The organism is Pseudomonas sp. PS01303, from assembly GCF_029959385.1.
GTDB lineage: Bacteria > Pseudomonadota > Gammaproteobacteria > Pseudomonadales > Pseudomonadaceae > Aquipseudomonas > Aquipseudomonas rustica.
In genome coordinates, this window is the sequence record NZ_JASCPK010000049.1 from 1 (window position 1) to 19,270 (window position 19,270).

A 19,270-nucleotide genomic window follows, 5' to 3' on the forward strand; every position below is an offset into this window, starting at 1 on the left:
GGCTGCGATCTTTTGACGTTCAAGATCAAAAGATCGCAGCCTGCGGCAGCTCCTACAGGGGATTATGCGATTCCGTGTTGTTTCAGAGCCCATTCGACGTGTTCTTGTACCAGCTCTGACGGATAATCCCGCCGTGCCTTCAACGCTTCCAGCACTGGAATGCTCGACGGCGCGTTACCGAGCCCTACCGCCAGATTGCGCAACCAACGCTCATACCCGGCGCGGCGTAGCGGTGAGCCTTCGGTGCTGCTGAGGAATTTATCCTCGTCCCACATAAACAACTCAGCCAGTTCCGCATTGTCGAGATTGTGCCGTGGTTTGAAGTCGCTCTCCCCAGAGGGTTTGGCGAAACGGTTCCACGGGCAGACGATCTGGCAGTCATCGCAGCCGAACACGCGGTTGCCGATCAGTGGGCGCAGGTCTTCAGGGATCGCGTTTTTCAGTTCGATGGTCAGGTACGAAATGCAGCGTCGCGCGTCCAGCACATAGGGGCCGACGAAGGCATTGGTCGGGCAGATGTCGAGGCACGCGGTGCAGCGGCCGCAATGTTCGGTGCTGTGCGGATCATCGACCGGCAACGGCAAGTCGACGAACAACTCGCTCAAGAAGAAGTAGCTGCCAGCCTTGCGGTTCAGCACCAAGGTGTTTTTACCGATCCAGCCCAGTCCGGCCTGCTCGGCGATGGCTTTTTCCAGCACCGGCGCGCTGTCGACAAAGGCGCGAAAACCGAACGGGCCGATCTCGGATTGAATCTTGTCGGCTAATTGCTGCACACGTTTACGGATCAATTTGTGGTAATCGCGGCCCAAGGCATAACGCGAGACGTAAGCTTTTTCCGGTTGGGCCAGGCGTTTGGCCATTTCGGTGTCGCCCGGCAGGTAGTCCATGCGCAACGAAACCACGCGCAACGTGCCCGGCACCAGTTCTTCCGGGTGCGAGCGTTTGCTGCCGTGGGCACCCATGTAGTCCATTTCGCCGTGGTAGCCGGCCGCAAGCCAGCGCTGCAGATGTTGTTCATGCTCGGCGAGATCCAGACCGCTGATGCCGACTTGCTGAAAGCCCAGCTCGCGGCCCCAATCCTTGATCGATTGGGCGAGGGCGGGCAGGTCTGTGGTGATGGCGGACATGAGGCGAGAGAAACCGGAGCTGAGGTGCGTATAATTCTGCCAGACATCGGAGCCCGAAGACGCATGCCGCACACGAAAGATGAATTACCCGACGCGCTGTATGGCGCCGCACAGGTGCGCGAACTCGATGCGCGGTTGATTGCCGCCGGCACGCCGGGCTTCGAATTGATGCAGCGCGCGGCGCATGCAACGTGGCGCGCGCTGGTTCGGCAATGGCCGTCGGCGACCGAACTGACGGTGCTGGCCGGGCATGGCAACAATGCTGGCGACGGTTATCTGGTCGCGGCCATGGCACAGCGAGCCGGCTGGCAGGTGCGGGTGTTGGCAGTCGGCGATCCGCAGCGATTGCAGGGCGATGCCGCGCTGGCCCATGCCGAGGCGCTGGCTGAAGGCGTCGCGGTGCAAGGCTGGCAGGCTCACAGCGAACTTCGTGGCGTCATTCTTGATGCCTTGCTCGGCACCGGTTTGAGCGGTGACGTGCGCGAGCCTTACCTCTCGGCGATCAAAGCCATTAACGCCAGCGGCTTGCCGGTATCGTCCGTCGATATCCCCTCCGGATTGTGCGCTGACACCGGTCATGTGCTCGGCGCCGCCGTGCAGGCCGATCTGACGGTGACCTTTATCGCGCTGAAACTCGGTTTGTTCACCGGCGATGCGGCGGATCACATCGGCTCGTTGCTGTTTAATGATCTGCAAGCCAGTGCCGACATCTATCGTGACATTCCGGTCATCGCCCAACGGCTCAACCCGGCTAATCTTCCGAAACTGGCGGCGCGTACGCCGACTTCGCACAAAGGTCGTTTCGGCCATGTGCTGCTGATCGGTGGCGATCACGGGTTTGGTGGGGCGATCCTGCTCAGCACCGAAAGCGCCTTGCGCAGCGGCGCCGGTATGGTTTCGCTGGCGACGCGCCCGGAGCATGTCCCGGCTGCGCTGACTCGTGTGCCGGAGGTGATGACGCTCGGCACATCGTCGGCCAATCAATTGATGGGCTTGCTGGAAAAAGTCTCGACACTGGTGATCGGCCCCGGACTCGGCCAGGCCAGTTGGGGGCGAGCTCTACTGTCGGCGGCTGCTAATGCGCTGTTGCCGCAGGTGTGGGACGCCGATGCGTTGAACCTGCTGGCGAGCGGTTTGGTGCTGCTGCCCAAGGATTGCGTGATCACCCCGCATCCCGGCGAAGCGGCGCGGCTGCTCGGCATCAGTACCGCCGAAGTGCAGGCTGACCGACCGGCCGCCGCGCGGGCATTGAGCAAAAAATACGCAGCGACTGTAACTCTCAAAGGTGCGGGTACTCTGATCGCACATCCCGATGGGCGTCTGGCGCTGTGTCATCAGGGCCACCCGGCGATGGCGACGGCCGGGTTGGGCGATGTGCTGGCCGGTTTGACCGGCGCCTTGCTGGCGCAGGGTATGCAAAGTTTCGACGCCGCGTGTCTGGCCGTGTGGCTGCACGCCAACGCCGGGGCGCAACAAGGCAAATTGGGCCGTGGGCTGGCGGCCAGTGATCTGATTCCAGCCATTCGTCAGTTGTTGGAGGAGCAAGCACCGTGTCTGAAGTAACCCTGTACCTGGCCGATGAACAGGCCATGAGCGACTTTGGCGCACGGATCGCCCGCGTGACCCAGGGCCACGGCCTGATTTTTCTGGAAGGCAACCTCGGGATGGGCAAAACCACGCTGTCGCGGGGCATCATTCGTGGCCTGGGCCACGTGGGCTCGGTAAAAAGTCCGACCTTCACGTTGGTCGAGCCCTACGAGATCGGTGACGTCCGCGCCTTCCACTTCGACCTGTATCGACTGGTCGATCCGGAAGAGCTGGAGTTTCTCGGCATCCGCGATTACTTCGAAGACGATGCGCTGTGCCTGATCGAGTGGCCCGATAAAGGTGCAGGCTTTTTGCCAAAGCCTGACCTGACCATTACCATTAGCCCGCAAGACAGCGGGCGTTCGCTGAAAATTTTATCCCAGGGCTCGCGTGGCGAGGCCTGGTGTGCCGCTTTGGCATTGGAATCCAATTAAATGATGGGGTTAGGTATGCGCTTTCGCGCGTTGGTGGCTGCCGTTGGACTGTTGTTGATGGCAGTAACCGTCAACGCTGTGGCCGATTCAAAGGTCAACAGCGTGCGCTTGTGGCGAGCGCCGGATAACACGCGACTGGTCTTCGACCTGAGCGGCCCGGTGCAGCACAGCGTCTTCACCCTGACCGCTCCGGATCGGCTGGTGATCGACATCAATGGCGCCACCTTGGGTGCGCCGCTGAAATTGCAGACCGCGAACACCCCGATCACCGCCATGCGCTCGGCACAACGCACGCCGACCGACCTGCGCGTGGTCATCGACCTGAAAAAAGCCGTCACCCCGAAAAGCTTCTCGCTGGCGCCGAACGGGCAGTATGGCAACCGTCTGGTGGTCGACCTGTTCGACAACGCAGCCGACGCCGAACCCGCTCCAACACCTGCGCCGACCCCTTCGGTCGCGACCATACCGGCAGTGCCGGTCACCCCGACAGAACCAGCGATCAAGTTGCCCCCAGCCCCGGCCGGCAAGCGCGACATTATTGTGGTGATCGACGCCGGCCACGGTGGCGAAGACCCGGGTGCGTCCGGCTCGCGCGGTCAGCGTGAGAAAGACGTGGTGCTGCAGATCGCCCGCGAACTGCAACGTCAGGTCAACGGCATGAAAGGCTTCCGCGCCGAACTGACCCGTACGGGCGACTACTTCATCCCGTTGCGTGGCCGTACCGAAATCGCCCGCAAAAAAGGCGCCGATCTGTTCGTGTCGATCCACGCCGACGCCGCGCCTTCTGCGGCAGCCTTCGGCGCCTCGGTGTTTGCCCTGTCTGATCGCGGCGCAACCTCGGAGACCGCGCGTTGGCTGGCCGACAGCGAAAACCGTTCCGACTTGATCGGTGGTGCCGGCAACGTCAGCCTCGACGATAAAGACCGCATGCTCGCGGGCGTGTTGCTCGACCTGTCGATGACCGCCTCGCTGACCTCCAGCCTCAACGTCGGCCAGAAAGTCCTGACCAACATCGGCCGCGTCACGCCGTTGCACAAACAGCGCGTGGAACAAGCCGGGTTTATGGTGTTGAAGTCGCCGGACATCCCGTCGATCCTGGTCGAAACCGGGTTTATCTCCAACGCCAACGAAGCGAACAAGCTCTCGGCCTCAAGCCACCAGCAAGCGCTGGCTCGTTCGATCAGCAGTGGCGTGCGGCAGTTCTTCCAGCAGAATCCGCCACCGGGCACCTACATTGCCTGGCTGCGTGATTCCGGAAAAATCGCCCAAGGCCCGCGTGATCACCGTGTCGGCCCGGGTGAAACCCTGGCAATGATCGGCGTGCGTTATCAGGTGTCGCCAGCCACGCTGCGCAGCGCGAACAATCTGAAAAGTGATGAGCTGAAAGTCGGCCAGCACCTGACCATTCCTGGCACCGAACTGGCGTCCAAAGAATGAACGAAGTGCTGAACGCTGCCGCGCGCATCGAACTGCTCAGCCCACGGCTGGCGAACCAGATTGCCGCCGGTGAGGTGGTTGAACGTCCGGCCTCGGTGATCAAGGAGTTGCTGGAAAACAGTCTCGACTCCGGCGCCAAACGCATCGATGTCGATGTCGAGCAGGGCGGCGTCAAGCTGCTGCGGGTGCGTGATGACGGCAGCGGTATTTCCGCCGATGACCTGCCGCTGGCGCTGGCCCGTCACGCCACCAGCAAGATCCGCAACCTCGAAGACCTCGAGCAAGTGATGAGCCTCGGTTTCCGGGGTGAGGCACTGGCGTCGATCAGCTCCGTGGCGCGCCTGACCCTGACCTCGCGTACCCGCGATGCCGAACAAGCCTGGCAAGTTGAAACCGAAGGTCGCGACATGGCGCCGCGGGTTCAACCGGCGGCCCACCCGGTCGGCACCTCGGTGGAAGTTCGTGATCTGTTCTTCAACACCCCGGCGCGGCGCAAATTCCTCAAGACCGAAAAAACCGAATTCGATCACCTGCAAGAAGTGATCAAGCGTCTGGCGCTGGCGCGTTTCGACGTGGCTTTTCATCTGCGCCACAACGGCAAAACCATCCTCAGCCTGCACGAGGCCCACGATGATGCGGCCCGCGCACGGCGAGTGGCAGCGATTTGCGGTTCGGGTTTTCTTGAGCAGGCGCTGCCGATCGAGATCGAGCGCAACGGCCTGCACTTGTGGGGCTGGGTCGGTTTGCCGACCTTCAACCGCAGTCAGGCGGATTTGCAGTATTTCTTTGTGAATGGCCGGGCCGTGCGCGACAAACTGGTCGCCCACGCGGTGCGTCAGGCCTATCGCGACGTGCTGTTCAACGGCCGTCACCCGACGTTTGCGCTGTTTTTCGAAGTTGATCCGGCGGCAGTCGACGTCAACGTGCACCCTACCAAACACGAAGTGCGCTTCCGTGACGGGCGCATGGTGCATGACTTCCTTTACGGCACGTTGCACCGCGCGTTGGGCGATGTGCGGCCGGAAGATCAACTGGCCGGCTCCGTCACCACTGCCGTCGTTCGCCCATCCGGCCTCGATGCCGGTGAGTTCGGCCCGCAAGGCGAAATGCGTCTGGCGGCCAATGCGCTGCTGGAACAACCGCAGGCGCAACCGGCGTTTAACACCTCGTCCGGGGCCAGCGCTGGCGGCGCTTATCAGTATCAATACACACCGCGCCCGCAGTCGGGCATGCCGCCGGCCGCCGAAGCGCAGGCTGCGTATCGCGAGTTTTTTGCGCCGCTGCCCGAAGCCAATGCCAATGCGCTGCCGGCCGGTCAGGAAGACATTCCGCCGCTGGGTTACGCGCTGGCGCAGCTTAAGGGCATCTATATTTTGTCCGAGAACGCCCAAGGCCTGGTGCTGGTCGATATGCACGCCGCCCATGAGCGGATCATGTACGAGCGCCTAAAGATCGCCATGGCTAGCGAAGGCCTGAGCGGTCAGCCATTGCTGGTGCCAGAGTCCTTGGCAGTCAGTCAGCGCGAAGCCGATTGTGCTGAAGAGCACGCCGCATGGTTTCAACGTCTGGGCTTTGAATTGCAGCGGCTGGGCCCGGAAACTCTGGCGATCCGCCAAATTCCAGCCTTGTTGAAGCAAGCCGAAGCCAACCGCTTGGTCGGCGATGTACTCTCTGACTTGATGGAGTACGGCACCAGCGACCGGATTCAGGCGCACCTGAACGAACTGCTCGGCACCATGGCCTGCCACGGCGCGATCCGCGCCAACCGGCGCCTGGCCCTGCCGGAAATGAACGGCCTGCTGCGTGATATGGAAAACACCGAGCGCAGCGGTCAATGCAACCATGGCCGACCGACCTGGACCCAATTGGGCCTGGACGATCTGGACAAACTGTTCCTGCGCGGTCGTTGATGAGCCAGCTCCCTCCAGCGATTTTTCTGATGGGCCCGACCGCTGCGGGCAAGACTGATCTGGCCATCGAGCTGACCAAGGTGCTGCCGTGCGAGTTGATCAGTGTCGATTCGGCGCTGGTCTATCGCGGTATGGACATCGGCACTGCCAAACCTTCCAAAGAACTGCTGGCCGAACATCCGCACCGCTTGATCGACATTCTCGATCCGGCGGAAGCGTATTCGGCTGCGGATTTCCGTCGCGATGCGTTGCAAGCGATGGCGGAAATCACCGCGCGCGGAAAAATTCCGCTGCTGGTCGGCGGCACCATGCTCTATTACAAGGCGCTGGTGGAAGGGTTGGCCGAGATGCCGGCGGCTGATCCCGAGGTGCGCGCGCAGATCGAGGAAGAGGCTGCACGCCTTGGCTGGCAAGCCCTACACGACCAATTGGCGGTCATCGACCCGGTGTCGGCAGCGCGGATTCATCCGAACGATCCGCAGCGCTTGAGCCGGGCACTGGAAGTCTATCGAGTCAGCGGTCAGAGCATGACTGCCCTGCGCGCACAACAATCTGCGCAAAGTACTGAAGCAGCCGCTTCGGGACTGCAACAATTGCCCTATACTGTCGCGAACTTGGCCATTGCCCCGGCAAACCGCCAGGTACTGCACGAGCGCATTAAACAAAGATTCACAATTATGTTGGAACAGGGATTCATCGACGAGGTCGTAGCCCTGCGTAAAAGAAGTGACCTGCATTCAGGGTTGCCGTCTATACGTGCGGTAGGCTACCGCCAAGTCTGGGATTACCTGGATGGCAAGCTGACGTTGGCCGACATGCAGGAGCGCGGCATCATCGCCACGCGCCAATTAGCCAAACGCCAGTTCACCTGGCTGCGCAGCTGGGAAGATCTACACTGGCTGGACAGTCTTGATTGCGACAATCTGCCACGCGCCTTGAAATACCTTGGGACCATCTCCATATTGAGCTGAGTCCTTGCAATTGCCGTCTATCCTTGGGGGTGTGGCGGCTAAAGCCATCTGAATTACCTATTTTTTATTATTGAATCCTTAAAGGAGTGCGGCACATGTCAAAAGGGCATTCGCTACAAGACCCTTACTTGAATACTTTACGTAAAGAGAAAGTTGGGGTTTCCATCTACCTGGTCAACGGTATCAAACTGCAAGGCACGATCGAGTCGTTCGACCAGTTCGTGATCCTGCTGAAAAACACCGTGAGCCAGATGGTTTACAAACACGCTATCTCGACAGTAGTGCCGGTTCGTCCAATTCGTCTGCCTAGCGCAACCGAATCCGAAGCAGGTGACGCTGAGCCAGGTAACGCCTGATAGGAGTCTCCTTTGTTCTTTGAGCGCCACGGTGGTGGTGAGCGAGTAATCCTCGTTCACTTGGATGGACAGGACCCTGAGGCGCGCGAAGATCCGCAGGAGTTTCAGGAATTGGCTAATTCGGCCGGCGCCGAGACCGTTGCGTTTTTTAACGTGCCGCGTCATCGGCCAACCGCCAAATACCTGATTGGCAGCGGCAAGGTCGAGGAACTGCGCGACCTGGTCAAAGCTGAAGAAGCCGATCTGGTGATCTTCAATCACATCCTCACGCCCAGTCAGGAACGTAACCTCGAACGTGTTTTCGAGTGTCGCGTGATCGACCGTACCGGCCTGATTCTCGATATTTTCGCCCAGCGCGCCCGTACCCATGAAGGCAAGCTCCAGGTCGAACTGGCCCAGCTTGACCACATGAGCACCCGCCTGGTTCGTGGCTGGACTCACCTTGAGCGTCAAGGTGGCGGTATCGGCATGCGTGGCCCGGGTGAAACCCAACTCGAAACCGACCGCCGTTTGCTGCGGGTTCGCCTGCGCCAGATCAAGGGCCGGCTCGAGAAGGTGCGCAGCCAGCGCGAGCAATCGCGTCGCGGCCGTTCCCGTGCGGATATCCCGACCGTTTCTCTGGTGGGATATACCAACGCCGGCAAATCCACACTCTTCAACAACGTGACGAAATCCGACGTCTACGCGGCCGACCAATTGTTCGCCACGCTGGATCCGACCCTGCGCCGTCTCGACATTGACGACCTGGGGCCGATCGTTCTGGCGGACACGGTGGGCTTCATTCGTCACTTGCCGCACAAGCTGGTTGAAGCATTTCGGTCTACCCTCGAAGAGTCGAGCAACTCCGATCTGCTGTTGCACGTGATCGATGCAGCAGAACCGGATCGCATGTTGCAGATCGAGCAGGTGATGGTGGTGCTGGGCGAGATTGGTGCCCAGGACTTGCCGATCCTCGAGGTCTATAACAAACTCGATTTGCTTGAAGGCGTTGAGCCACAAATCCAGCGCGACGAAAACGGCAAGCCCCAGCGGGTCTGGCTTTCGGCGCGTGATGGCAGTGGTCTGGAATTGCTTGAACAAGCCATCGCCGAATTGCTCGGCAGTGATTTGTTTGTCGGTACCCTGCGCTTGCCGCAACGATTCGCCCGACTGCGTGCGCAGTTTTTCGAGCTCGGTGCGGTACAGAAAGAAGAACACGACGAAGAAGGCATCAGTTTGCTGGCCGTTCGTTTGCCCCGGGTCGAGCTGAATCGACTGGTAAGCCGCGAAGGATTGCAGCCGATGGAATTCATCGAGCAACACACTTTGCAATAAAAGCCTGAAGAAGCGGTTGTGCCGTGACGGCAGGCATTCTGTAGCATTGGTCGGCGCGCCGTGGGTGCGTCTTTGCTTTATCAGATGGAGAGCGCTATGGCTTGGAATGAGCCGGGTGGCAACTCGAATAATCAGGATCCTTGGGGTGGCAAACGCCGCAATAACGGCGACCGCAAGGGGCCACCAGATCTCGACGAGGCCTTCCGAAAGCTGCAGGAAAGCCTGAACGGGTTGTTCGGTGGTGGTAAAAAACGCGGTGATGACGGCGGGGGTTCCGGCAAAAGCCGTGGCGGCTTCGGCGGTCTGATCGGCATCGTCCTCGTCGTGCTGGCGGCTATCTGGCTGTACAGCGCGGTCTATGTGGTCGACGAGCAGGAGCAGGCCGTGGTGCTGCGCTTCGGCAAGTACTACGAGACTGTCGGCCCGGGCCTGAACATCTACCTGCCGCCGATCGACAAGAAGTACATGGAAAACGTAACGCGTGAGCGTGCGTACACCAAGCAGGGCCAGATGCTCACCGAAGACGAGAACATCGTCGAAGTGCCGCTGACCGTGCAGTACAAGATCAGCAACCTGCAGGACTTCGTGCTGAACGTCGATCAGCCGGAAATCAGCCTGCAACATGCGACCGACAGCGCCCTGCGCCACGTGGTGGGTTCGACCGCCATGGATCAGGTGCTGACCGAAGGTCGTGAATTGATGGCCAGCGAAATCAAGGAGCGTCTGCAACGCTTCCTCGATACTTACCGCACCGGTATCACTGTGACTCAGGTCAACGTACAGAACGCGGCAGCCCCGCGTGAAGTGCAGGAAGCCTTCGATGACGTGATCCGCGCCCGTGAAGACGAGCAGCGTTCGCGCAACCAGGCTGAAACCTACGCCAACGGCGTCGTGCCGGAAGCCCGTGGTCAGGCCCAGCGCATCATCGAAGATGCCAACGGTTATCGTGACGAAACGGTCTCGCGTGCCAAGGGTGAGGCGGATCGCTTCACCAAACTGGTCGCCGAGTATCGCAAGGCACCTGAAGTCACCCGCGAGCGTCTGTACCTGGACACCATGCAGGAAGTCTTCAGCAACACCAGCAAGGTACTCGTGACCGGTAACAAAAACGGCCAGAGCAACCTGTTGTACCTGCCGTTGGACAAAATGATTCAGAACAGCTCGGGCAGCAATGCGCCGGTCACCGGTTCGGCCGCTGCCAGCAACAACACGGATGCCGCGCCGCACGTCACTGACCTGCCGCAGACGCGCACAAGGGAGACCCGCTGATGAGCAATAAATCGCTGATCGCCCTGATCGTTGGCGTCGTTGTGCTACTGGTGGGCTGGAACTGCTTCTACATCGTCGCTCAGACCGAGCGGGCGGTGCTGCTGCAATTCGGTCGCGTGGTTCAGGCTGATGTTCAGCCGGGCCTGCATGTGAAAGTGCCTTACGTTAACCAGGTGCGTAAATTCGACGCACGTCTGATGACGCTGGATGCACCGACACAGCGCTTCCTGACCCTGGAAAAGAAAGCCGTGATGGTTGATGCCTACGCCAAGTGGCGCGTGAAAGATGCCGAGCGCTTCTACACCGCAACTTCCGGCCTCAAGCAAATCGCCGACGAGCGTCTGTCCCGCCGTCTCGAATCCGGTCTGCGTGACCAGTTCGGTAAGCGCACCCTGCACGAAGTGGTGTCGGGTGAGCGTGATGCACTGATGGCTGACATCACTGCATCGCTGAACTCGATGGCGGAAAAGGAGCTGGGTATCGAAGTTATCGATGTCCGGGTCAAAACCATCGATCTGCCGAAAGAAGTAAACCGCAGCGTGTTCGAACGTATGAGCACCGAGCGTGAGCGTGAAGCTCGCGAGCACCGCGCCAAGGGTAACGAGCTGGCAGAAGGCATCCGTGCCGACGCCGATCGTCAACGCCGCGTGCTGCTGGCTGAAGCCTATCGTGAATCCGAAGAGGTTCGCGGTGACGGTGATGCCCAGGCCGCTGCGATCTACTCCAAGGCCTACGGTCAGGATCAGGAGTTCTACGGTTTCTACCGTAGCCTGCGCGCCTACCGTGAAAGCTTCGCGAACAAATCCGACGTACTGGTCCTCGACCCAAGCAGCGACTTCTTCCGTTACCTGGAAAAGTCCAAGCCTTGATACGACGTTGACCTGAATCATTCCGCCCGGCGGCTAAAACCTCGGGCGGGGTGATCCTTTCGGAAAACGTGTGTATGATGCGGCAGCCGGGAAATTCCCGGCTTTTTTGCGTCTGCACGTTTGATTGCTGTTTTTTGTTGCAGGCATCGGGTTGAATGGCCCGACCGTTTTTCGAGGAAAGTGATGGGCGAAGCCGCTGACAGGCCTTTCGCTGCGTCGTTCATGCGCGTGCGTTTTGAACGGACTGGTCATTTTCTGCTTCACTCAAGGCTCGCCCTCGTGCTGGCCGCCCGGATCAAAGGGGAATGGCGTAATGGCAACGGTAGACCGCTGGCTGCTGCCAGATGGCATCGAAGAAGTACTGCCACCGGAGGCGGCGCGCATTGAAGTCGCGCGTCGTCAGGTGTTGGATCTGTTCCAGAGCTGGGGTTACGAGTTTGTCGTGACTCCCCATATCGAGTACCTGGAATCCCTGCTGACCGGCGCGGGCCAGGACCTGGATCTGCGTACCTTCAAGGTCATCGACCCGCAATCGGGCCGGCAGATGGGTTTTCGGGCGGACATCACGCCGCAAGTGGCGCGCATCGATGCGCACACCCTGCGTCGCGAAGGCCCGAGCCGTCTGTGCTACGCCGGCAGCGTGCTGCATGCGCAACCGCGTGCATTGTCGTCCTCGCGCAGCCCGATCCAGTTGGGCGCCGAGTTGTACGGCGACGCCAGCCCGAGCAGCGACGTTGAAGTGATCAGCCTGATGTTGGCCATGCTGCAACTGGCCGACGTGCCGGATGTGCACATGGATCTAGGCCATGTCGGCATTTACCGTGGTCTGGCGCGTGCCGCCGGTCTGTCTGGTGAAGTCGAGCAGCAGTTGTTCGATGCCCTGCAACGCAAGGCCATCGACGAGGTCATTACCTTGACCGAAGGTCTGCCGGCCGATCTGTCCGGCATGCTGCGTGCGCTGGTTGATCTGTGCGGCGGCCGTGAAGTGTTGAGCGCTGCCCGCGAGCGTCTGGCGAATGCGCCGGCGCCGGTTCTGGCAGCACTGGAAGATTTGCTGGCGATCGCCGAGCGTCTGTCGGCGCGCTTCCCGGAGCTGCCGCTGTACTTCGATCTGGGCGAGCTGCGTGGCTACCACTACCACACCGGTGTGGTGTTCGCGGTGTTTGTGCCGGGCGTTGGCCAGTCCATCGCTCAGGGCGGTCGCTACGATGACATCGGCGCCGACTTTGGTCGCGCCCGTCCGGCGACAGGCTTTTCCACCGACTTGAAAACCCTGGTGACCCTGGGGCGTGCTGAGATCGAGCTACCGTCTGGCGGTATCTGGATGCCTGACAGTACGGATGCGGCACTCTGGCAGCAGGTTTGCCAGTTGCGCAGTGAGGGTCAGCGTGTCGTTCAGGCGTTGCCTGGACAACCTTTGGCCGCCGCCCGTGATGCGGACTGCGACCGGCAATTGATTCAGCAGAACGGGCTTTGGCAAGTTTCGCCACTGGCTTCTTGAGTTTTCCTGCCGGCCATCGCCGGCACCAAGTTTGCGCGAATGAGGACAAGTGTTATGGGTAAGAATGTCGTAGTCCTGGGCACCCAATGGGGTGATGAGGGCAAAGGCAAGATCGTTGATCTGCTGACCGAACATGCTGCCGCCGTAGTGCGCTACCAAGGTGGCCACAACGCTGGTCACACCCTGGTGATCGACGGCGAAAAAACCGTTTTGCACCTGATCCCGTCGGGCGTGCTGCGCGAAGGCGTGCAGTGCCTGATCGGCAACGGCGTGGTGGTTGCACCTGACGCCCTGCTGCGCGAGATCACCAAGCTGGAAGAGAAAGGCGTACCGGTGCGCGAGCGTCTGCGTATCAGCCCGTCCTGCCCGCTGATCCTGTCCTTCCACGTAGCGCTGGATCAGGCTCGTGAAAAGGCCCGTGGCGAGCTGAAGATCGGTACTACCGGTCGCGGCATCGGCCCGGCGTACGAAGACAAGGTTGCTCGTCGTGGCCTGCGTGTCGGCGACCTGCTGAACATGCCGCGCTTCGAAGACAAGCTGCGTGAACTGGTGGATTACCACAACTTCATGCTGGTCGGTTACTACAAAGAGCCGGCGATCGAGTTCGAAAAGACTCTGGCCGAGTGCAAGGAATACGCTGAGCTGCTCAAGCCGCTGATGCTCGACGTGACTGCCGAGCTGCACGACCTGCGTCGCGCCGGCAAAGACATCATGTTCGAAGGCGCCCAGGGTTCGTTGCTCGACATCGACCACGGTACCTACCCGTACGTGACCAGCTCCAACACCACCGCCGGTGGCGTGGCAACTGGTTCGGGCGTTGGCCCGATGTTCCTGGACTACATCCTGGGCATCACCAAGGCTTACACCACTCGCGTCGGTTCGGGCCCGTTCCCGACTGAGCTGTTCGACGAAGTCGGCGCGCACCTGGCCAAGCAAGGTCACGAGTTCGGCGCTACCACCGGCCGTGCCCGTCGTTGCGGCTGGTTCGACGCCGTTATCCTGCGTCGCGCTATCGATGTGAACAGCATCTCGGGCATCTGCCTGACCAAGCTGGACGTACTCGACGGCCTGGAAACCATCAACATCTGCGTCGGCTACAAAGACGCGCAAGGCAACGCCGTTGCTCCGACCGACGCTGACAGCTACGTAGGCCTGCAGCCTGTGTACGAAGAAGTGCCGGGCTGGACTGAATCGACCGTGGGTGCAAAAACCCTGGAAGAGCTGCCGGCTAACGCTCGTGCCTACATCAAGCGCGTTGAAGAGTTGATCGGCGCACCGATCGACATTATTTCGACGGGCCCGGATCGCAATGAAACCATCGTTCTGCGTCATCCGTTTGCTTGATAAGTCGTTGATGTAAAAAACAAAGGCCCCTTAATCGGGGCCTTTGTCGTTTATGCCTGTCGGACGGCATGACCTTTGCTGTGAAACTTCCTACAAGAGTGCCATCAAATTAATGGCGTCAGAAGTAGAGGTATTCACAGTGTCGGCCGTTCTCTCACTGTTACAAAGCCGTTTGTTGCGCCCGGTATTCGTTACCCTTGGTATCGCCCTTTTGGTGCAAGTGCTGGTGGCCGTCGCCCTGACACGGAGCACCGTCACGGCGCTGGAAGCCGATCTGGCCGTGCGCCTCGGTGCCGACAGCCAGAAACTCTCCGGCGAACTGGAGCAGGCCGGGCGTGAAGTCACGTCGAGCCTGGACAATCTTTCGAGCAGCACCCGCCAGCGCTTGACCGCCGGTTTGTCCACGCGTCTGAAGGAAGAGCAGGCACAGCTGCGTGCGACTCTGGAAAAAGACCTCAAGGAATCGGCCAATGACATGGCGCAACTGCTCGCCTCCGTTGCGCCGCGCGCGATGTGGGACAGCGACGTACCGACCCTCTCCGAGTTCGCTCGTCGTGCCCAGCGCAATCCCAATGTGCTGTTTGTGGTGTACGACGATGCCACCGGCCAGCACCTGACCCGTTATCTCAACCGCGAAAACCCGATCAACAAAGCCTTGCTGGAAAAAGGCCAAGGCGAGCGTGCGCTGGATAAGGTGCTGGATGCGGCGAAAAACGATCCGTCGGCTTACTACCTCGAAGCCTCGATCAATCCCAACGGCGTGGAAATCGGCAAGGTGCTGATGGGTGTTTCCACGGCGTCGGTGGAAACTGATCTGGCAGCGCTGGACAAACGTTTCTCGGCGCTGATCGCCAGCAGTGATCAACTGGTCGGCGACAGCCTTCAAGGTGCCGCCGCCGATAGCGCAAAAGCCATGCAGGCGCGTCTGCAATCGGCGCAATCCACCGCTGCTGAAATGAAAGCCAATACCGCCAGCACCGTGCAAGAAGCCGCGGCGACGCTGCGCTGGAGAATCGGTCTGGGCCTGGCGCTGGTCGGCTGCGGCGTGCTGCTGTTGCTGGCCGTGGTGTTGGGCCATCGCGTGGTCAATCGCCTGAAGATGCTCAATGCCGCGATGGATGATCTGGCAGCGGGCGAGGGCGATCTGACCAAGCGTGTACAGATCAACAGCAAAGACGAAATCGGCGACATGGCCTCGGCGGTCAATCGCTTTGTCGATAAGTTGCAGCCGATCGTGCGCGAGGCGGGCGATGTCGCCCAGCGTACCGGCGTGGAAATCGGCGCGATGACTCTACGCAATGCCGGAGCTGATGCAGCGGCCGGGATGCAGCGTGATGAAGTGGCGGAGAGTCTGCGCGCACTGTCGCAAATGGCCGACGAGGCGCAGTCGGAAAGCCATGCGATGCAGGCGGCGTTGAAGCAGGTGGTGGATATTCGTCAGGCTACCGACGAAAACACGCGCACGTCGGCCAAGGTCGGCGGCTTGATTGAGGCGTTGGCCGGGCAGGTCGACACCGGGGCGAAAGTCATTCAGCGACTGGCGCAGCAGAGTGAACAGATTGAAGTGGTGCTGACGGTGATCCACGGGATCGCCGAGCAGACCAATTTGCTGGCACTGAACGCGGCAATTGAAGCGGCGCGCGCGGGTGAAACCGGGCGTGGGTTCGCGGTAGTGGCGGATGAGGTGCGTGCGTTGGCGAGCAAGACACAAAGCTCTACCGGCGATATTCAGGCGCACATTGTTGCTTTGCAGCAGGGTGCGCGTGAGGCGGTCGAGGCGATTGGTCAGGCCGGGCGTCAGGCTAACGAAGGCTTGCTGGTGTTGCGCGACAGTGCGCGGTTGCAGCAATCGGTGCAGGCCTCGGTTGAGCAGGTGCATGCGGCGATTGGTCTGGCGACGCAGGCAGCGGCGCATCAGGCGCAGGGTGCGCAGGCGGTGCGTGGGCGGGTTGAGACGATTCATGCGCAGGCCGAGAAAGCGGCGCAGGCGGTAGTGGAAACCACGGCGAGTGGCAAGGTGCTGGATGGTTTGGCGGCGCAGCTGAAAGCCAGTCTGGGACAGTTCAGGGCTTAGGATCAAAAGATCGCAGCCTGCGGCAGCTCCTACATTAATCTCCTGTAGGAGCTGCCGCAGGCTGCGATCTTTTAGCGGCTCAAATACATCCGCGTCGTCAATAGATACACCGGCAACCCGGACACCAAAATCAACAACGCCGCATAAGGCGCCGCCGCCGCAAACTCGACATTCGCGGTATGCGCCCAGACCTCAGTCGCCAGCGTGTTAAGCCCGGTCGGACTCAGCAGCAGCGTCGCCGTCAATTCCTTCATCGCATCGAGAAACACCAGCGCAAACGCCGCGCCCAATGCCGGGAAAATAATCGGCAACGTCACCCGGCAAAACGCCGTGAACGATGAAGCACCCAGCGTCCGTGCAGCCTCTTCAAGCTGCGGCGCAGCCTTGTTCAGTGCAGTACGAATCGGCGCCTGAGCCAGCGGCAGAAACAGCAGCGCATAAGCAATCAGCAACAACCCCGAAGTCTGGTACAGCGCCGGCACGTAATGCAGGGCGAAATACACCAGCGTCAGCGCAATCACCAGGCCCGGCAGCGCGTGCAACAGGTACGGCAGACGCTCAGCCCAAATCGCCAATTGGCCTTTGTATCGCACCACCAGCAAACCCACCGGCACTGCCAGCACCAGGCACAACGCCGCGCCGCCCAGCGACAACGCCAGCGACGACAGCAGTGCCTCGCTAATCGCCGCTGCCGGAAAGGCTGCCGATGAGCCGACCGCCAGCCAGTACGCCAGCATGCCCAGCGGAATCCCGCTGCCGACAATCGCCAACGCCAGACAATACAACTGACCCAGCGGAGCCCAGCGACCCAATCGAACTTGCTCAGCCTGACGCGCCGCGCCTTGCCCGGTGCGCACATGCCGGCCTTTGCCACGCACGCGCAGCTCCAGCCACAACAACACCAGGCACAACGCCAACAACACCGCGGAAAGCATCGCCGCGTTGGCGTTACTGAATTCCAGCTCGAACTGTTGATAGATCGCCGTGGTGAAGGTTTGCAGGCCGATGATCGACAGCGCGCCGAACTCCACCAGCATGTGCAAGGCAATCAGCAGCGAACCGGCCAACAGCGAAGGCCAGAGCAGCGGCAGGGTGACGCGGAAAAACACCCCCCAGCGATTCTGCCCGAGGGTGCGCGCGGATTCTTCAAGGGAGGGATCGAGATTGCGCAGGGTCGCCGCTACCGGCAGAAAGATCAGCGGATACTTCGACAGGCTCATCACCAGAATCGCCCCGCCGAGCCCTTCGAACTGCGCACTCAAGGAGACCCAGGTGAAGCTGCTGACAAACGCCGGCACCGCGAACGGCAGGCACAGAATCACGCCCCACAGGCGCCGCCCCGGCAAATTGCTGCGCTCCAGCAGCCAAGCCAGCGACAGACCAATCACGCCGCAGGTGAGGGTTACGCCAACCATCAATGCCAGCGTATTGCGCAGCAGGCCGAACACGTACGGGCGCCACAGCAAGTGCAGCGCCTCGGCCCAACCGGCCTGCCAGGCTTTCAGTCCGACGTAGGCGAGCGGCAAAAGGCTGAGCACCACCAGCAGCAACACTGGCAGCACCAGCCAGATCGACGGCCGCTTGCGCTTTGGTACGTAACCCCCGCGCGCGGCGGGGGCGGATAACGATGCGGCCATCAGTTCAAGCCAACTTCACGTTCCAGTTCCAGCGCTTCTTCGGCATTGCCCAGATCGGCCGGCGTTACGTTCGGCGCTTCCAGCTCGCTGAACGGCTTGAGCCCGCGATCCGATTCCATGCCTTTGTGCAGCGGGTATTCGGCAGTGGTCTGAGTGATCACGCGCTGACCTTCTTCGCTGGCCATGTAGGCGAGGAATTGCTGGGCTTCTTTAGGATGCTTGCTGGATTTCAGCACGGCAGCACTGGACACGGTGATCAAGCCACCGACATCGCCGCCGGTGAAGTAATGCAGTTTCGAGTCGAGTTGGCCTTTCTCGCGCTGCAGGGCGAACCAGTAGTAGTTGTTCACCAGTACGGTGGCGACTTCGCCGTTTTCCACCGCTTTCAGGGCAACCATGTTGTTGCTGTAGGTTTTACCGAATGCGCGCAGGCCAGTCAGCCATTCTTCGGCGGCGTCACGACCGTGCAGCTTGATAATCGCTACGGCTTGTTCCTGGAACGCGCCGCTGGTCGGCACGAAACCGACTTTGCCTTGCCACTTCGGATCGGAGAATTCCATCACCGATTTCGGCAGGTCTTTTTCATCGACCAGTTTCGGGTTGTAGGCAACCACGCGAACGCGCGCCGTCACGCCGATCCAGGTGCCGTTGCCGGCTACATATTTTTCCGGAAGCACAGCCAAAGTGGCGTCATCGGTTTTCGCCAGCAGGCCGAGTTCGCCGAGATTGTTCAGCGGCGGCGATTCTTCGGTGTAGATCACGTCGGCGGGGGAGCGGTCGCCTTCTTCGATGACCTGGCTGGCGAGCTGATTGCTGCTGCCTTTGCGGACATTGACGTGAATGCCGGTCTTGGCTTCGAAGGCTTTGGCGATCGCGTCCCCGACTTCCTTGTGCTGGCCGTTATAAAGAGTCAGGGAAACCGCATCGGCAGCCTGGGTGAGGGGAGTGGCGAGCGCCAGGCCGAGAAGGGTGAAGGTCAGGCCTCGGCGCAGGGTATTTCGAAACGTCATTCGCAGGGTTCCTCACTGTCGCATTGCAAAAACTTGCAACAATGATAAACGATATTGTTTCTCAAGTGCGCCTTGCGAGAGGCCGCCAGCTCTGATACGACGTCTGCGTTGAACCGTAGGAGCTGCCGAAGGCTGCGATCTTTTGATCTTGCTCTTTGGAAAAACAAGATCAAAAGATCGCAGCCTTCGGCAGCTCCTACATGGAGATATCAAGATTTCGGAAATCCAGAAACGCAAAAACCCGCTTTCGCGGGTTTTTGTGAAATCCAAGGCCGTAACCTTGAATTTGAATTGGTGCCCAGAAGAAGACTCGAACTTCCACGACCTTGCGGTCACCAGCACCTGAAGCTGGCGTGTCTACCAATTTCACCATCTGGGCAATCATCGCTAGCGTTGCCGCTGTTGATGTGGCGCACTATACGGAGCGCTT

Annotated in this window: 15 protein-coding genes and 1 tRNA gene; 12 read left to right on the forward strand and 4 right to left on the reverse strand. The window is 60.5% G+C overall.

The features are described 5' to 3' along the window. Positions 1-62 precede the first annotated feature (62 nt). A complete protein-coding gene (gene queG, locus QMX93_RS15310) occupies positions 63-1,127 on the reverse strand; it encodes a tRNA epoxyqueuosine(34) reductase QueG (protein ID WP_159815244.1) in 1,065 nt (354 codons plus the stop codon). A gap of 63 nt (positions 1,128-1,190) precedes the next feature. Here queG and QMX93_RS15315 point away from each other — a divergent pair, with 63 nt between their 5' ends. From QMX93_RS15315 to QMX93_RS15370, 12 genes are all read left to right on the forward strand, one after another. Then, positions 1,191-2,690: an NAD(P)H-hydrate dehydratase gene (locus QMX93_RS15315; RefSeq protein WP_282356802.1), complete on the forward strand. Its 1,500-nt coding sequence runs from the start codon at positions 1,191-1,193 to the stop codon at positions 2,688-2,690. Next, positions 2,678-3,148: a tRNA (adenosine(37)-N6)-threonylcarbamoyltransferase complex ATPase subunit type 1 TsaE gene (gene tsaE / locus QMX93_RS15320; RefSeq protein WP_053116768.1), complete on the forward strand. Its 471-nt coding sequence runs from the start codon at positions 2,678-2,680 to the stop codon at positions 3,146-3,148. Before QMX93_RS15315 ends, tsaE begins: the two co-directional genes overlap by 13 nt. Before the next feature lie 3 nt (positions 3,149-3,151). Beyond that, positions 3,152-4,585, forward strand: coding sequence for an N-acetylmuramoyl-L-alanine amidase (locus tag QMX93_RS15325; protein ID WP_218586048.1), 1,434 nt, complete (start codon positions 3,152-3,154; stop codon positions 4,583-4,585). An 8-nt stretch (positions 4,586-4,593) separates the two neighbouring features. Beyond that, positions 4,594-6,495, forward strand: coding sequence for a DNA mismatch repair endonuclease MutL (gene mutL / locus QMX93_RS15330; RefSeq protein ID WP_212544974.1), 1,902 nt, complete (start codon positions 4,594-4,596; stop codon positions 6,493-6,495). After that, positions 6,495-7,466, forward strand: coding sequence for a tRNA (adenosine(37)-N6)-dimethylallyltransferase MiaA (gene miaA / locus QMX93_RS15335; protein ID WP_053116771.1), 972 nt, complete (start codon positions 6,495-6,497; stop codon positions 7,464-7,466). The genes mutL and miaA overlap by 1 nt, the downstream gene beginning before the upstream one ends. A 95-nt stretch (positions 7,467-7,561) precedes the next feature. Beyond that, on the forward strand, positions 7,562-7,822 hold the full coding sequence (gene hfq / locus QMX93_RS15340) for an RNA chaperone Hfq (protein WP_007902656.1): 261 nt from the start codon (positions 7,562-7,564) through the stop codon (positions 7,820-7,822). 12 nt (positions 7,823-7,834) lie between these two features. Next, entirely contained in the window at positions 7,835-9,136 is a 1,302-nt protein-coding gene (hflX, locus tag QMX93_RS15345) for a ribosome rescue GTPase HflX (RefSeq protein WP_053116772.1), read from the forward strand. 96 nt (positions 9,137-9,232) lie between these two features. Continuing rightward, entirely contained in the window at positions 9,233-10,405 is a 1,173-nt protein-coding gene (gene hflK / locus QMX93_RS15350) for an FtsH protease activity modulator HflK (protein ID WP_053116773.1), read from the forward strand. Then, positions 10,405-11,274, forward strand: a complete 870-nt coding sequence (hflC, locus tag QMX93_RS15355) for a protease modulator HflC (RefSeq protein WP_053116774.1) — start codon at positions 10,405-10,407, stop codon at positions 11,272-11,274. The genes hflK and hflC overlap by 1 nt, the downstream gene beginning before the upstream one ends. A gap of 313 nt (positions 11,275-11,587) precedes the next feature. Further along, a complete protein-coding gene (locus QMX93_RS15360) occupies positions 11,588-12,775 on the forward strand; it encodes an ATP phosphoribosyltransferase regulatory subunit (RefSeq protein WP_007915833.1) in 1,188 nt (395 codons plus the stop codon). 54 nt (positions 12,776-12,829) lie between these two features. Beyond that, positions 12,830-14,119 carry an adenylosuccinate synthase gene (locus QMX93_RS15365; RefSeq protein WP_027921980.1) on the forward strand — a complete coding sequence of 430 codons (1,290 nt, stop codon included), beginning with the start codon at positions 12,830-12,832 and terminating at the stop codon, positions 14,117-14,119. Positions 14,120-14,258: 139 nt separating this feature from the next. Then, the gene (locus QMX93_RS15370; RefSeq protein WP_282356808.1) at positions 14,259-16,193 is read left to right on the forward strand and encodes a methyl-accepting chemotaxis protein; all 1,935 of its coding nucleotides are present in this window, start codon (positions 14,259-14,261) and stop codon (positions 16,191-16,193) included. A gap of 71 nt (positions 16,194-16,264) precedes the next feature. Here the strand turns inward: QMX93_RS15370 and QMX93_RS15375 are convergent, their stop codons facing one another. From QMX93_RS15375 to QMX93_RS15385, 3 genes are all read right to left on the reverse strand, one after another. Beyond that, the gene (locus QMX93_RS15375; protein WP_282356810.1) at positions 16,265-17,830 is read right to left on the reverse strand and encodes an iron ABC transporter permease; all 1,566 of its coding nucleotides are present in this window, start codon (positions 17,828-17,830) and stop codon (positions 16,265-16,267) included. Further along, a complete protein-coding gene (locus QMX93_RS15380; protein WP_282356812.1) occupies positions 17,830-18,840 on the reverse strand; it encodes an extracellular solute-binding protein in 1,011 nt (336 codons plus the stop codon). Before QMX93_RS15380 ends, QMX93_RS15375 begins: the two co-directional genes overlap by 1 nt. A gap of 292 nt (positions 18,841-19,132) precedes the next feature. Then, a tRNA-Leu gene (locus QMX93_RS15385) sits at positions 19,133-19,219 on the reverse strand. Positions 19,220-19,270 lie beyond the last annotated feature (51 nt).

Coding starts and splice junctions, on each gene's coding strand:
- queG (WP_159815244.1), bottom strand. CDS start 1,127: ATGTCCGCCATCACCACAGACCTGCCCGCCCTCGCCCAATCGATCAAG.
- QMX93_RS15315 (WP_282356802.1), top strand. CDS start 1,191: ATGCCGCACACGAAAGATGAATTACCCGACGCGCTGTATGGCGCCGCA.
- QMX93_RS15325 (WP_218586048.1), top strand. CDS start 3,152: ATGGGGTTAGGTATGCGCTTTCGCGCGTTGGTGGCTGCCGTTGGACTG.
- miaA (WP_053116771.1), top strand. CDS start 6,495: ATGAGCCAGCTCCCTCCAGCGATTTTTCTGATGGGCCCGACCGCTGCG.
- hfq (WP_007902656.1), top strand. CDS start 7,562: ATGTCAAAAGGGCATTCGCTACAAGACCCTTACTTGAATACTTTACGT.
- hflK (WP_053116773.1), top strand. CDS start 9,233: ATGGCTTGGAATGAGCCGGGTGGCAACTCGAATAATCAGGATCCTTGG.
- hflC (WP_053116774.1), top strand. CDS start 10,405: ATGAGCAATAAATCGCTGATCGCCCTGATCGTTGGCGTCGTTGTGCTA.
- QMX93_RS15360 (WP_007915833.1), top strand. CDS start 11,588: ATGGCAACGGTAGACCGCTGGCTGCTGCCAGATGGCATCGAAGAAGTA.
- QMX93_RS15365 (WP_027921980.1), top strand. CDS start 12,830: ATGGGTAAGAATGTCGTAGTCCTGGGCACCCAATGGGGTGATGAGGGC.
- QMX93_RS15375 (WP_282356810.1), bottom strand. CDS start 17,830: ATGGCCGCATCGTTATCCGCCCCCGCCGCGCGCGGGGGTTACGTACCA.
- QMX93_RS15380 (WP_282356812.1), bottom strand. CDS start 18,840: ATGACGTTTCGAAATACCCTGCGCCGAGGCCTGACCTTCACCCTTCTC.